This is a genomic window from Dactylosporangium sp. NPDC000521, from assembly GCF_042898305.1.
Lineage (GTDB): Bacteria > Actinomycetota > Actinomycetes > Mycobacteriales > Micromonosporaceae > Dactylosporangium.
This window is the reverse complement of the sequence record NZ_JBIAYW010000004.1, coordinates 400,372-413,571: the sequence shown is the minus strand read 5'-3', so window position 1 is coordinate 413,571 and position 13,200 is coordinate 400,372. Positions and strand designations below refer to the sequence as shown.

Sequence of the window (13,200 nt, the reverse complement as noted above, 5' to 3'; positions counted from 1 at the left end):
CGGCGCCCCGACCTTCGGACTTTCTACCGCAGTTGCGGCAGGACCTTCGCGCCGAACACGTCGATGAACTCGTCCTGCCGCTGCCCGACGTGGTGCAGGTAGATCTGGTCGAAGCCGAGCTCGGCGTACCGGTGCAGGATCTCGGTGTGCCGGCCCAGGTCGGCGCCGACGTGCACGGTCTTCGTGACCTGCTCCGGGGTCACGTCCTCGGACACCACGTCGAAGTGCTCGGCGGTCTCCAGGTCCCAGCAGACGGGCGGCGCGAAGACGTTGCTGCGCCACTGCTCGTGCGCGACGGCCAGCGCCTCCTCGTCCGTCGGCGCCCAGCTCAGGTGCACCTGGAGGCAGAGGTCACCGCGGCCGCCGGCCTCCCGGTACGCGTCGATCATGCGGCGCAGGTGCTCGACCGGCTGGTTCACGGTGATCAGCCCGTCGGCCCACTGCCCGGCCCAGCCGGCGGTCTCGACGCTGACGGCCGCGCCGACCAGCTTGACCGGCTCGTCGGGGCGCGTCCACAGCCGCGCCCGGTCCACGGTGACGAGACCGTCGTGGCTGACCTCCTCGCCGGCGAGCAGCGCCCGGATCACGTCGACGCACTCGCGCAGCCGCCTGGCGCGGACGTCCTTGCGCGGCCAGCCGTCGCCGGTGATGTGCTCGTTGCTGGCCTCGCCGGTGCCGAGCGCCGCCCAGAACCGCCCCGGGTACATCGCCGCGAGCGTCCCGATCGCCTGCGCGATGATCGCCGGGTGGTACCGCTGACCGGGCGCGTTGACGATCCCGAACGGCAGCGACGTCGCCTGCAGCGCCGCGCCGAGCCACGACCACGCGAACGCCGACTGCCCCTGCCGGGCGCTCCACGGCGAGAAGTGGTCGGAGCACATGGCCGCGCCGAACCCGGCGGCCTCCGCCTGTCGTACCGCGGCCAGCAGCGCGGACGGATGGACCTGCTCGTGCGAGTTGTGCAACCCGAAGACCGTCATGCCGGCCCTGTTACCCATCCGCGCCCCGTCGCTATGCACGGTCCACGCCGCTCGCGGCGACCGTGCGATCCTTGCGGGCGTGGTCGATGCGCGGACGTCGTGGGCGTGGCCGTTTCCGGTGCGGGCGCTGGTCGTCGCGGACGGCGAGCGGCTGCTGGGGCGGTGTGCGGCCGTCGACGGGCTGTTCGTGGACGTGGCCGTGCCGCCGCGGGAGATCCTGACCCTGCGCGGCTGCCGCCCGGGACCGGTGCCGGGCCACCTGGGCCGGGCGTGGATCGAGGGTCTGATCGCCGGCGATCCCGTCCGCTGGTGGGAGCTGGACGACGCCGAGATCCTGACCGTCCGCGCCGCGGGCGCCGGGCTGGTGGACGTGGTCCTGGGCGCCGGTGTCAGGAGCGTGGACGAGATGCGCGGAGCCGGGCCGGCGACCCGGTTCGACCTCAGCGGCCCCGGGAAGCGGGTCGTCGCCTCCGCGGACGCGGCGGACGGCCTGGCCGTACACCGGCCGCCGCCACCACCGAGGTCACTGCGGCTGATCGGGCTCGAGCCGCTCACCGCGCCGGGGGCGTGGCCCGGCAGTCCCGACAGTGAGGTGCGGGTGCTGCCGCTGGACGACACGGGCCGGGCCATGGCGAAGATCTGGGTGTACGCGCCGGTCGAGGCGTCCGCCCCGTCGGTGCTCGGCGGCGGGCTGCTGGACGTGCGCATCCCCGCCTACGAGCTGCCGGGCCAGGACGCGCGCCCCGCCTGGGAGATCTGGCGCCGGGGGAGGCCGCGGGAGCCCGGGCTGTGGCGCGACCTGGACGAGCCGGCGAGGTATGCGTGGCTGGACCTCACCTACGGCACCCTGGAGGAGGGCCGGCCCGACCGCTCCGGCGGCGTGCACCACCTCGCCGGCGGCGACGTCACGGACCACACCGGGCTGCACTGCGCGCTGAGCGAGGCGATCGCCGGCCCCGGCGGGTACTACGGGCGGGAGTGGAACGCGTTCCGCGACTGCCTCGGCGGCGGTTTCGGCGTGGTGCCGCCCTTCACGCTGATCTGGCACGGGTTCGCGGCGTCGGGCCGGGTGTTCGACCGTGACCCCGCCACCGGCCGGACGTACCAGGACGACATCGTCGATCTCCTGCGCCGCAGGCAGGTCGCCGTGGTCCCGCAGTAGCCGGCGACCCACCCTGCAGGCGGCTCAGAGGTTCACGGTGCTGCGGTGGCCCGTCGACGGCCAGGCCGGGATCGGCAGGACGGTGAGGGCGCCGTGTGTCGACCCCGCCTACCCTGAGACCGCGACCCGGCGCCGGTGCAGGGTCGGCTCCTCGATCTCGTCGAGCACGGCGACGGCCAGGTCCGCGTAGGACAGTCCCGACGCGGGCAGGGTCTCGCCGCCGATCTGGTACCGGCCGAGCCGCGGTCCCGCCGCGTCCAGCCCGGCCGGCGGGGTGAGCATCAGCCAGTCGACTTCGGCGCCGGCCGTACACAGGCGATCCAGGCCTGCGGAGTGCGACAGCGCGAACGGCCGCAGCTGCTCGGGGAACGCCGCCGGGTCGTCGTGCACCGGCCGCCCGTCGGCGCCGAGCAGGTTCGCGAACAGGCCGATGACCACGAGCCGCCGCACCCCGGCCCGCGGCAGCCCCTCGGCGAGCGCGTCGGCGGCGTCGGCGAAGAACCGGGCGTCGAGCGGGCCGAGGGCGGCGAGCGCCTCGGGGCTCGACGCGGGGGTGACCGCGCTGACCACGGCGGCATGCCCGCGCGGGATCGCCGCCGTCGCCTGCCTGTCGCGCACGTCGCCCCGCACCACGCGCACGCCCGCGGTCGCGATGCCCGGGTGTCTTGCCGGCTCGCGGACCACCGCGGTGACCTGATGTCCACGGGCAAGTGCCTCGGCGGTGACCGCCCGCCCCGCCCGGCCGCCCGCTCCGAAGATGACGATGCTGCTCATGGCCCGGACGGTAGCCGTGCTGAGCCCGGTTACTGCAAGGATACCGGGATGGACCTGGACCCGCGGATGTTCGACCCGGTGTGCCCGTCGGGCGCGCTGCCGTTCCAGATCGGCGACAAGTGGACGGCGATGGTGGTGCTGTGCCTGGAGCACGGCCCGCGTCGCTTCACCGAGCTGCGGGTTCCGCTGCGCGGCGTCACGCCGAAGGTGCTCACCGAGACGCTGCGGGCGATGGAGCGCGACGGGCTCGTGGTGCGCACGGCGTTCCCCGAGCATCCGCCGCGCGTCGAATACGCGCTGACCGACCTCGGCCGCACGCTGCTCACGCTCATCGAGGCGGTGCGGGCGTGGAGCGCCGAGCACCTTCCGGCCCTGCTCGCCGCCCGGTCGGCCAACTCCTGACGCCTCGGCTATTCCTGTGGCGTTTGCGGCGTCTGTACGACTGGCGCCGGCGGTTCCGGTGCCGCCGGCTGCTCCTGTGGCGTTTGCGGCGCCTGTACGACGTGCGCCGGCTGCTCCTGTGGCGTCTGCGGTGCCTGTACGACGTGCGCCGGCACCCCGGCCGGTGTGACGTTCGCGGCGGGCCAGGCCGGTGCGACGTGCGCCGCCGGGTCCGGGCAGATGAAGTAGGGGCCGGGGTAGGCCGGCCACGCGGGCGGCACCGGTGCGGCGGCCCGCGGGACGAAGTAGCGGTGCGCGGGCGGCAGCGCGAGCATCAGCACGATCGCCACGCTGAGCATCAGCACGGCGAACACGCCGAGTGCGCCGCCCAGGAACGTGAGGTCGGAGAAGTCGTCGTCGCCGGAGTACAGGACGTCCTGGAACCGCGAGGGCTCAGACGAATCCCACGTCGCCCCGTCGTCGACGGTGACGGGCTCGTCGGCCCAGTCGGCCGTGGCGAGCAGCGGCAGCAGCAGGAACCCGCCGCACATCTGCAGCAGAAGCAGCATCAGCTGGCCGCCGGCGGCCACGAACACGAAGATCCGGGCGATGTTGCTGCCCCGCAGCACCGGCAGCGCCGTGATCCCGAGCCACAGCGCCAGCACCAGCGCCGGCACCCCGACGAACAGCGTGGACACCACGTTCCCGGTCCGCTCGTCGCTCACCTCCCGCGGGTCCACACCCGGCACCGCCGCAGCCGCCCGCGAGATCTCCCCGTCGAAGTGCACCGCGTAGGCGACCACCATCCCGACCAGCGTCAGCAACACCGCCACCCCGGCCAGCTGCAACCAGAACGCCACGGTCACCTGCGCCGGCCGCGCCGGCCGCTCCACCTCTACAGTCACAGCACGCGACCTTACGGGCGGGCCGCTGCGCCGCCTACACCCGTTCGGTCAGCGTCGCAGCGGCTCGATGGCCCAGCGCGTCCGGCCGGTGGGGTGGGCCGGTGCCGGCACGGTCAGGTGACCAGCAGCGCCATGGCCGCCGCCGCGGCCCCGGAGACGGCGGCGCCGGTCCAGCGCCACCACGGACGGCCCGCGACGAGCGGCAGGTCCCGCCAGCGTGGGACGGCCACACAGAGCGCGGCGGCGGTCGCGGCCACGCCGAGCGCCCAGACGAGGCCGGGGACCGCGAGCCAGTCGCCGACCCGGTGCGCGAGCAGCGGCATCACCACCGCCCACGCCATCGACGATGAGCGTCCAAACTCGCGGCGATGGATGGTTCCCCGGGCGATGGGGAATGAGGAAGCGGTGACGCGTTCCAGGCTGCCGCCGCTGCTCGCCGGCGTGCTGCTGCTCGGCATCGCCGACTCGATGATCGGGCCGTACCTGGTGCTGTTCGGCACCGACGCGGCGCGGCTGACGCCGCTGCAGGCGGGCGTGTTCATGTCGCTCATCGCGGCCAGCGGGCTCGCGGTGAGCACCTGGCTCGGCCGCCGCTTCGACCGCTCGAACGGCCGGTGGCCCGCATTGGTGGCGGTGGCCGCGCCGGCGGCCGGGTACCTGGCGCTGACCACGACGACCAGCTACGCCCTGCTGCTGCTCATCGCCGCGGGGCTGCTGGGCGCGGGCATGGCGGCGTTCCCGCAACTGTTCGCCCTGGCGCGCACGCACCTCGACGGCCGGTCCGGCGGCGGCTCCCGCCGCGGGACGCCGCTGCTGCGCTCGGTGTGGTCCCTGGCGTGGGCGATCGGGCCGATGATCGGTGCCGCCGTGCTGGCGTGGCAGGGGTACCGGGGGCTCCTCGCGCTCACCGCGCTCGCGTTCGCGGTGGTCGCGCTGCCGGTCCTGCTGCTCGGGCCGACCCCCGCGCCCGCACCGCACCCGGCGGCGGGCGGCGGCGGCCGCCGGACGGGCCGGACCGTCCTGCTGGCCGCGGGCAGCTTCACCATGTTCCACACCGCGATGCTCGCCGGTTCCGTGGCGCTGCCGCTGTACGTGACGCGCACCCTCGACCTTCCCGACGGCGACGTCGGCCTGCTGTTCAGCGTGTGCGCGCTGGTCGAGATCCCGGCCGCCCTCGCCCTGGTGCTGCTGCCGGCCCGCGTCCGCCGGCGGCGGATGATCCTGGCGGGCATGGTCGTGTTCGTCGGGTACTTCGCGCTCGTCGCGGCGAGCGTGAACCTGCCGCAGCTCGTCGGCACGCAGGTGGCGCGGGGGGTGGCGATCGCGGTGGTCGGCGCGCTGGGCATCACGCTCATGCAGGACCTGATGCCGGGCGCCACCGGCCGGGCGACCACCATGTTCGCCAACACGCTGACCTTCGGCTCGCTGGTCTCGGGCGTCCTGGGCGGCGGCGCGGTGCAGGCGCTCGGGCCGCGGGCCGCCCTGCTGCTGTGCGGCGCACTCGCGGCCGCGGGCTGCGTCCTGCTGGCCCTGGCCCGCCAGGCCCACGACGCGGATCCACCGGAGCACGACACTGGTCCGCCTGGGGGCGATGCTGATCCGCCGGCGGGCAACGGGAAAGCGGCGGCGGACCCGGCGGTCATCGCGGCGGATCCGGTCGCCGGCGCGCCGGACACGGCGGCGGGCACGGCGGAGTCGACGCGGCCGCGGCCCGGCACGGAAGCGCCGCCGGCGCGGGCGGGCACCCGGTCGCGGACCCGGGAGCGCTGAGGCTCAGGCGCCGGCCGGCAGTGCGGGGGCCGGGGCGGTCATGTGCCGGGCGGTGGGCCACCAGATGAGCAGTTCCGCGACGGCCAGCGCGAGCGCGAACGGGGCCAGGGTCCACAACCCGGACCGGTCCGCGATGGCGCCGGCCAGGAACGGGAAGAGCGCGCCGCCGAGCACCGACACGCCGTTGAGCAGGCCGATCGCGGTGGGGGCGAGGTCGCCCGGGGCGAGGGCGGGCGCGACCGCCATCGTGGTGGGGAAGATCGGCCCGAGCCAGAAGCCGAGGAGCGCGAACGCCGCCACAGCCGTCGCGGGCACGAGCCACAGCAGCGCCGACGCCACGGTGACGCCGATCAGGCAGGCGGTCATGAGCCGGTTCGCGGTCCAGCCGAGGCGGGCGGTGGCCGGGCTGAGCACGAAGCGGCCGAGGGTCAGGCCGAGCCAGTAGCCGCTGACCGTGTACCCGGCGAGGAGGTCGCCGTGGCCGCGTTCGGCGACGAGGTAGCTGAAGCCCCAGTTGCCGACGCTGATCTCCAGCCCCACGTACACGGCGAGGAACACCGCCCCGAGCAGCACCGCCGGCCGCCGGGTGGCCGTGCGGACCAGACCGCGCGCGGGCGGCGGGGGCTGGATGCCGGTCAGGGCGCCGGCCGGGGCGCTGCCGGCGGTGGCGCGCAGCGTGAGCTGGAACCCGGCGACGAGCGGCACGCACGCCAGGGCGAGGACCAGCCACACCGAGGTCCACGCGGTGAAGCCCAGCATCCAGGTGGCGAGCGGCGGGCCGATCAACGCCCCGACGCCGAAGAACGCGTGCAGCCAGTTGAGCAGCGTGGTGGAGCCCGGCAGGGCGGCGAGGTACGCGTTGAGCACCGACTCGAGGACGCCGGTGCCGTACCCGGCGACGACCTGCACCCCGACGAGCACCGCGAAGGCCGGGCGGGTCGCCGTGCAGAGCCCCGCGGCGATGAACGCGACGCCGCCCGCGGTCAGCGCCGCCCTGGTCCCGAGCCGGTGGATGAGCGCCCCGGCGGTCGCCCCGGCGAGCAGGAACCCGGCCGAGAACGCGAAGAACGTGACGCCGATCGTAGCCTTGTCGAGGTGGTAGTCGCGCAGCTGCGCGGGGAGCAGCACCCCGCCGACCCCGGCGCTCAACCCGGCGAGGACGAAGGTGGCGTAGGCGAACGCGATCGGCGCCAGAGCGCGCGGATGAGACGCTGACACCGGATCATCATGCCGAACCGGAGGCGCCGAGTCGCGGGTTCGGTTTTTCGAAATTGAAAGGAACCGCGGATGTCCGACCGCAACGCCTGGCTCGAGCTCATCGAGGCCGACCCGGAGCACTCCCAGCGCTACATCGAACGGTTCCGGTCGATGGCCGAGGCGGGCGCGGACCTCGTCGGCGAGGCCCGCCTCGTCGACGCGATGCTGCCCCGCGGCGCCCGGGTCCTCGACGCCGGCTGCGGTCAGGGCCGGGTGGGCGGCCACCTGGCCCTGGTGGGCCACGACGTGCTCGGCGTCGACCTCGACCCGGTCCTGGTCGCGGCCGCCCGGCGCTCCTACCCGTCCGCGACCTGGCTCGTCGGTGACCTGTCGGAGCTCGACCTGCCGGCCCGCGACGTCCCCGACGGCTTCGACGCCATCGTCTGCGCCGGCAACGTGATGACGTTCGTCGCGAAGGACACCCGCCGCGAGGTCCTGCGCCGGATGCGAGCGCACCTGCGGGGCGCCGGCCGGGTCGTGATCGGCTTCGGCGCCGGCCGCGGCTACGAGTTCGACGACTTCCTCGGCGACGCCGACGCCGCCGGCCTGGTTCCGGACCTGCTCCTGGCCACCTGGGACCTCCGCCCCTTCACCCCGGGCTCCGACTTCCTCGTCGCCGTCCTTCGCCCGGCGGCGTAGGGCCCCGCCGCACCGGTCCGCCGTGCATCGATCCCGCGGCGGACGGGTCCGGTCACGGGGCGTGGGTGGTCAGGTCGTCGGCGGCGTGGGCGAAGGCCAGGACCTCGGCGGTGGCCGGGGTGCTGCGGAGCGACTACCCGCTCACCTGAGCCTCGAGCGCGGCGGCGAGGGCGGCGCGCGAGGTGATGCCGAGCTTCGGGAAGACCCGGTGCAGGTGGGCGCCGACGGTGCGGTGCGACAGGAACAGCCGCTCGCCGATCTGCTTGTTGGTCAGCCCGGTGGCGGCGAGCGTGGCGATCTGCCGCTCCTGCGGGGTCAGCGCCGCCGCCGGCTCGGACCGGGCGGTGGCCACGCCCGCGGCGCGCAGCTCGTTGCGGGCCCGGTCCGCCCACGGCCGGGCACCCAGCCGTTCGAGGCTCTCCAGGGCGTCCCGCAACTGCAGTCTGGCGGCGGTGGTGTCGCGGGTACGCCGCAGCCACTCGCCGTAGGCGAGCCGGATCCGCGCCTGCTCGAACGGCCACTGGTCGGCGCCCGGAAGCGCGAGCGCGGCCGTGTAGCACCGTTCGGCGTCGTCGTCGGGGGCGGCGAGCGCGGCGGCGCCGGCGGTCAGCAGCGCGACGCGGGACGACACGCCGGCGAGCCCGGCCCGCCGCGCGGCGTCGACGTGCGCCCGCGCCTCGTCGAGGTGTCCGATGTGGACAGCCGCCTCGACGGAGTCGAGGACCATCCATCGGCCTGGCACGCCGAAGCTCGGGTGACCGGGCGGGCCGATCCGGCCGGCCTGCACGTAGGCGTCCTCGTAGTCGCGCCGGCCGAGCGCGGCGACGGCGCGGGCCTGCGAGGCGAGGGCCTGCGTCAGCCCGACGCCGCGCGGCGCCGCCCAGCGGGTCACCTCGTCGGTCAGCGTCCGCGCGCGGGCGGTGTCGCCGCGGTACGCCTTGATCAGCGCCAGCCGGCACCGCAGCTGCCCTTCGAGCAGGTGGTAGCCGTCGGCGCGGGCGATCTCGAGGGCCTCCTCCGCCAGCCGCTCCGCCTCGTCCCACTGCCCGTGCGCGATCGAGTCGACGCTGAGCATCAGCAGCCCGGCGATGACGACGGTGACGATGCCGCCGTCGCGCTCCCGGTCGATGATGCGATGGCACAGGTGCCGGTAGCCGGCGAGGGCGTCGAGCTGGACGGCGGCGTACGCGAGCGGGATGAACTGCCACGGCGCCGGGTCGCTGGACAGGTCCTCGAACGCGGTGGAGAGCCGGTGCCGCGACGGGTCGGCGGTGCCGACCGGGTCGGCGTACGCGTCGTAGCACAGCTGCAGCGCGGTGACGGCCCGCGGGTCGAACCGGGTCAGCGCCGCCCGAAGCAGCTCCCACGGCTCGGTGCGTCCACTGTAGACACACACGAACAGCAGCGCGTACAGCAGGCCGTAGGCGTCCCAGCCGTTGCCGGGCATGCTGTCGAGGTCGTCGAGCGCCTTGACGAGCAGGCGGTGGGCCGCGTCGACGTCGCCGTCGCCGTTCGTCAGCAGGTGCGCGGTGGTGGCGAACACGAGGCCGGTGGCGGTGTTGGTGGTCTGCCCGGCGTCGTTGAGCAGCTGCGGCACCCGGTCGAGCTGGCCGGTGACGTTGGCGAGGAACGCCGCCTCGACGAGCCGCCGGGACCGCTGCCCGGGCCGGTCGCTGAGCTCGCTGGCGCGCACGAGCGCGGTGACCGCCCCGGCGGCGCCGCCGCGTGGCCGGCCGCCGCGGCCACCGGTCCAGGCGGCCTGGGCGACCTCGTCCAGCGCGCGGGCGACGACCTCGTCGGGTCCGGTGGCGGCGTCGGCGAGGTGACGGGCGCGGCGCTCCGGTGCGGTCCCGCGGCACCCGGCCGGTGTCGCCGCGACGGCGGGCCCGAGCGTCCGGGCGAGCGCAACATGCGCCTGCCGCCGCTCGTCGACGGTGGCGAGCTGGGCGACCGCGGCGCGGACCAGCGGGTGGCGGAACTCCAGGCGACCGCCCTCGACCACGCGGATCAGCCCGGCCCGCTTCGCCGCGGACAGGTCGCGGAGGTCCGCGTGCGGGCGGGCGGCCGCTCGTACCATGGCGACATCCGCATCGTGGTCGAGCGCGGCCAGCAGGAGCATGGCCCGGGTCGGCTCCGGCAACCCGGCGAGCCCGGCGGCGAACGCCGCCTCGAGGCGGTCACTGAGCGGCAGGAACGCGGGCAGGGCGACCTGACCCGACCGTTCCCGGGGCGTGAGCGACGCCGGCAGCTCCAGCAGCGCGAGCGGGTTGCCGGCGGCGTCGTGGAGCAGCCGCCGCCGCACGATGCCCGGCAGGCCGGGGTGGTGGGAGTCCAGCAACGCCGCCGCGGCCCGTGCGGGCAGCGGGCCGACGGTCCGCTCCGGCAGCCGCGTCTCGTCGAAGACGCCACCCGCACCCGACCGGACGGCGGCGAGGAACCGCGCGTGGGTGCCGGCGACGCGTCGCGCGAGGAACCCGAGAACGGTCGCGCTCGCCGCGTCGATCCACTGGGCGTCGTCGACGACCAGCAGCAGCGGGTGGCCGGCCGCGACCTCGATGACGAGGGCGAGCACGGCCGTGGACAGCACCAGCGGGTCGGTCTCGCGGGCGCCGGCGCGGCCGAGCACGTGGGCGAGGGCGTCGCGCTGGTCGTCGGGGAGCCGCCCGGCGAAGTCCCGGGTTGCGTACAGCAGCTGGTGCAGCGCGGAGAAGCGGATCCCGGTCTCGAACGGCGCGCCCGCCGCCCGCAGCACCCGCGCCCCGGCCGCGGTGGCCCGCGCGGCGGCGGCGTCGAGCAGCGCGGTCTTACCGGTGCCCGGGTCGCCGCGCAGCAGCAGGCTCGGGCCTGGCGGTTCGGCACCGGCGAGCACCGCGTCGATCGTCCGCAACTCGGACGTCCGGCCGCGCAGTGCCACCGGCTCCGCTGGAAGCGTCACGGGCATCCCCCGATGCCCACGGTAGCCGGGGAAGCAGTCATCTGACCCATGCCGCGGGTTCCGGGGCCGCCGCAGGATTCATGGGGTAGCCACGCAACTGAGAAGGAGATCCCATGCGGGTACTGATGATCGCGCCGCCCGGAGCCGGCAAGGGCACGCAGGGCGCCCGGCTCGCCGCCCACTTCGGCGTGCCGCACCTCGCGACCGGCGACCTGCTGCGCCGCCACGTCGCGTGCGGCACGAGCCTGGGCCGCGCCGTGCGGGTGCACCTGGACCGCGGCGAGCTGGTGCCGGACGGCGTCATGCAGGACCTGGTCCGCAGCGCCCTCGCCGACGCGACGGCCGCCGGCGGCGGTTACGTGCTCGACGGCTACCCGCGCACGCCCGCCCAGGCGTGGGCGGCATACCAGATCGCCTTGTCGCTCGACGCGACCGCGCACGTCGCGCTGCACCTGCGCGCCGACGACGACGAGGTGGTCCGCCGCCTGCTGGCCCGCTCCGCGATCGAGCACCGCAGCGACGACACCGAGCCCGTCATCCGCCGCCGGCTCGCCCTGTACCACCTGATGACGGAGCCGATCCTGGAGTGGTACCGCCACCGCGGCATCCTGCTGTCGGTCGACGGCATGCCGGAGCCGGACCGGGTGACGTCGACGGTGGTGTCGGCGTTGCGGCGCAGAAGACCGTGTCCCGGTCCGGCTCCCGTCCCGCTGGCCGCCTGACAGAGAGGCGCCGCACCCCGTGCCGGCGCGGCGCATCGCCCGGGGCGGGGAGATCCCGCCGTCCGGGCGATGACTCGCCGCGCTGTTCGTCAACCCGCCGGTGGAGCACGCGGCGGTTCCCGGCGCTGTGGAGCTTGCCGTGTCGTCCGGGTCAGCCGGCCTTGGAGCCGGCCGCGGGCATCGATGACGACGCGGGCATCGATGACGACGCGGGCATGGAGGAGGCGCCCGGGCCGGCGCCGGCCGACGTGGGCGCGCCGGGCCGGGACGACGCGGCCGGGCGCGGGGTGTCGTCGCCGGCCGGGACCGGATGCTTGCCGTCCGCCGACGACCACAGCACGATGACGTTCCCGGGCAGCGGTGCGGTGTCGAACACGATCCAGTCGCCGGGCACCTGCTCCGCCGGGGCGGCCAGGGACTTCGGGCCGACGCGGTACTCGGCCGTCAGGCCCTTCGCGGCGAGCAGCTGACGCGCCTCGGAGACCCGTTTGCCGATCAGGCTCGCGCCGATCGCCCGCTCCCCGGCGGACCCGCCCTCGACCCACTCGCCGTCCAGCGGGGTGCGGCCGAACGCGACGACCGCGTAGGACGAGAAGTTCAGCGGCACCTTGAACCCGACCTGGCACGACCCGTTGGCGGTGCACCGGCCGGGATCCTCGATCGGCTCGAGCCCCGGGGCGCCGGACTCCTCGAAGACGACCTTGCCGACGTCCTCCGGGTTGGCCGGCACCAGGTCGATCTTGATGTCGAGTCCACGCCTCGCGAGTTCGGCACGGTACCGCTGGGGATCGGCGGCGGGGTCCTTGATGATGACGGTCAGGAACCCGTCGCCCTCGGTGAACGTGAGCGTCGCGTTGGCCGGCTTCGGCGCCGTGAGCAGCGACCCGGCGACGAGCGCCGCGACCGCGAGCCCGGCCGCGACCGGCACTCCGACGAGGAGGCGGCGCCGCCGGTCCGCCGCCGGCACGCCGGTGTCCAGGATGGCGTGCAGCAGGTCCTCGCCGGCCGCCTGGGCGGGCGCGGGGACGTGCACGGTGGGGGAGAGCAGCCGGATCAGGTGGTCCTGCTCCTCGTCGACGTCAGTCACGGTGGCTCCTCTCACGGCTGGTGAAGGTGGGTGTGCGCAGCGCCTCCGCGAAGCGGCGGCGCGCCCGGTGCAGGCGGATCCGGGCGGCGTTGGCCGTGCAGCCGAGCGCGACGGCGAGCTCGTCGGCGCTCAGCCCTTCCCAGGCCACCAGCCGCAGGACCTCCCGGTCGCCCTCGGGCAGCGCGCGGAACGCGTGCGCGATCTCCGGCGGCACCGACGGCTCGATCGTGGTGGCGTCCGCGAGCTCCTGCCGCAGGCGCGCCCCGAGGTCGGCGCGGCGCCGGTCGGCGCGCTGGTGGTTGGCCATGACGTTGCGGGCGACCCCGAACAGCCAGGGCCTGGCCTGGTCGTCGGGGACCTCGTCGATGCGGCGCCAGGCGACCAGGAACGTGTCGGCGACCACGTCGGCGGCCGACTCCGGCCGGTCGACGCGCCGCAGCGCGTAGCCGAGCAGGTCCTGGTAGCAGGACCGGTACAGGGCTTCGAAGCGGGCGGCGTCAGGGGCTCGTGCCAAGGGTGGCTCCCGTCATGCGGCGTTGGTGTCGCCTGTACATGTCCGCACGGGGCCGAGCATTTCACGGCTCCTGC

General features: G+C 75.4%; 13 protein-coding genes. 5 read left to right on the top strand and 8 right to left on the bottom strand.

Annotated elements, in window-relative coordinates; all coding sequences use genetic code 11:
• Window positions 1-23 precede the first annotated feature (23 nt).
• A complete protein-coding gene (locus ACFY3L_RS16060) occupies window positions 24-980 on the bottom strand; it encodes a TIGR03885 family FMN-dependent LLM class oxidoreductase (protein WP_389324579.1) in 957 nt (318 codons plus the stop codon).
• 79 nt (window positions 981-1,059) lie between these two features.
• Between ACFY3L_RS16060 and ACFY3L_RS16055 the strand changes: the two genes are divergently transcribed.
• The gene (locus tag ACFY3L_RS16055) at window positions 1,060-2,142 is read left to right on the top strand and encodes a barstar family protein (RefSeq protein WP_389323487.1); all 1,083 of its coding nucleotides are present in this window, start codon (window positions 1,060-1,062) and stop codon (window positions 2,140-2,142) included.
• A 108-nt stretch (window positions 2,143-2,250) separates the two neighbouring features.
• On the opposite strand, the gene ACFY3L_RS16050 is transcribed toward ACFY3L_RS16055, so the two are convergent.
• Window positions 2,251-2,916: an NAD(P)-dependent oxidoreductase gene (locus ACFY3L_RS16050; protein WP_389323485.1), complete on the bottom strand. Its 666-nt coding sequence runs from the start codon at window positions 2,914-2,916 to the stop codon at window positions 2,251-2,253.
• 48 nt (window positions 2,917-2,964) lie between these two features.
• Between ACFY3L_RS16050 and ACFY3L_RS16045 the strand changes: the two genes are divergently transcribed.
• The gene (locus tag ACFY3L_RS16045; RefSeq protein ID WP_389323482.1) at window positions 2,965-3,318 is read left to right on the top strand and encodes a winged helix-turn-helix transcriptional regulator; all 354 of its coding nucleotides are present in this window, start codon (window positions 2,965-2,967) and stop codon (window positions 3,316-3,318) included.
• 8 nt (window positions 3,319-3,326) lie between these two features.
• Here the strand turns inward: ACFY3L_RS16045 and ACFY3L_RS16040 are convergent, their stop codons facing one another.
• Entirely contained in the window at window positions 3,327-4,202 is an 876-nt protein-coding gene (locus tag ACFY3L_RS16040) for a hypothetical protein (RefSeq protein ID WP_389323479.1), read from the bottom strand.
• 113 nt (window positions 4,203-4,315) lie between these two features.
• Entirely contained in the window at window positions 4,316-4,543 is a 228-nt protein-coding gene (locus ACFY3L_RS16035) for a hypothetical protein (RefSeq protein WP_389323476.1), read from the bottom strand.
• A 64-nt stretch (window positions 4,544-4,607) separates the two neighbouring features.
• Here ACFY3L_RS16035 and ACFY3L_RS16030 point away from each other — a divergent pair, with 64 nt between their 5' ends.
• Window positions 4,608-5,972 (top strand): MFS transporter, encoded by a 1,365-nt coding sequence (locus ACFY3L_RS16030; protein WP_389323473.1) that lies wholly within the window; start codon window positions 4,608-4,610, stop codon window positions 5,970-5,972.
• Between the two features lie 3 nt (window positions 5,973-5,975).
• Here the strand turns inward: ACFY3L_RS16030 and ACFY3L_RS16025 are convergent, their stop codons facing one another.
• Window positions 5,976-7,190: an MFS transporter gene (locus ACFY3L_RS16025; protein ID WP_389323470.1), complete on the bottom strand. Its 1,215-nt coding sequence runs from the start codon at window positions 7,188-7,190 to the stop codon at window positions 5,976-5,978.
• A 69-nt stretch (window positions 7,191-7,259) separates the two neighbouring features.
• Between ACFY3L_RS16025 and ACFY3L_RS16020 the strand changes: the two genes are divergently transcribed.
• Window positions 7,260-7,868 (top strand): class I SAM-dependent methyltransferase, encoded by a 609-nt coding sequence (locus ACFY3L_RS16020; RefSeq protein WP_389323467.1) that lies wholly within the window; start codon window positions 7,260-7,262, stop codon window positions 7,866-7,868.
• Between the two features lie 133 nt (window positions 7,869-8,001).
• Here ACFY3L_RS16020 and ACFY3L_RS16015 read toward each other — a convergent pair whose 3' ends face one another.
• On the bottom strand, window positions 8,002-10,803 hold the full coding sequence (locus tag ACFY3L_RS16015; protein WP_389323464.1) for an AAA family ATPase: 2,802 nt from the start codon (window positions 10,801-10,803) through the stop codon (window positions 8,002-8,004).
• Between the two features lie 113 nt (window positions 10,804-10,916).
• Here ACFY3L_RS16015 and ACFY3L_RS16010 point away from each other — a divergent pair, with 113 nt between their 5' ends.
• Window positions 10,917-11,525, top strand: a complete 609-nt coding sequence (locus ACFY3L_RS16010) for an adenylate kinase (RefSeq protein ID WP_389323461.1) — start codon at window positions 10,917-10,919, stop codon at window positions 11,523-11,525.
• A 151-nt stretch (window positions 11,526-11,676) separates the two neighbouring features.
• On the opposite strand, the gene ACFY3L_RS16005 is transcribed toward ACFY3L_RS16010, so the two are convergent.
• Entirely contained in the window at window positions 11,677-12,612 is a 936-nt protein-coding gene (locus tag ACFY3L_RS16005) for a hypothetical protein (RefSeq protein WP_389323458.1), read from the bottom strand.
• Window positions 12,605-13,126, bottom strand: a complete 522-nt coding sequence (locus tag ACFY3L_RS16000; protein ID WP_389323455.1) for an RNA polymerase sigma factor — start codon at window positions 13,124-13,126, stop codon at window positions 12,605-12,607. Before ACFY3L_RS16000 ends, ACFY3L_RS16005 begins: the two co-directional genes overlap by 8 nt.
• Between the last annotated feature and the right edge of the window lie 74 nt (window positions 13,127-13,200).

Excerpts from the sequence above, each read along its gene's own strand:
- ACFY3L_RS16050 (WP_389323485.1), bottom strand. The coding sequence starts at position 2,916 with ATGAGCAGCATCGTCATCTTCGGAGCGGGCGGCCGGGCGGGGCGGGCG.
- ACFY3L_RS16035 (WP_389323476.1), bottom strand. The coding sequence starts at position 4,543 with ATGGCGTGGGCGGTGGTGATGCCGCTGCTCGCGCACCGGGTCGGCGAC.
- ACFY3L_RS16045 (WP_389323482.1), top strand. The coding sequence starts at position 2,965 with ATGGACCTGGACCCGCGGATGTTCGACCCGGTGTGCCCGTCGGGCGCG.
- ACFY3L_RS16010 (WP_389323461.1), top strand. The coding sequence starts at position 10,917 with ATGCGGGTACTGATGATCGCGCCGCCCGGAGCCGGCAAGGGCACGCAG.
- ACFY3L_RS16020 (WP_389323467.1), top strand. The coding sequence starts at position 7,260 with ATGTCCGACCGCAACGCCTGGCTCGAGCTCATCGAGGCCGACCCGGAG.
- ACFY3L_RS16060 (WP_389324579.1), bottom strand. The coding sequence starts at position 980 with ATGACGGTCTTCGGGTTGCACAACTCGCACGAGCAGGTCCATCCGTCC.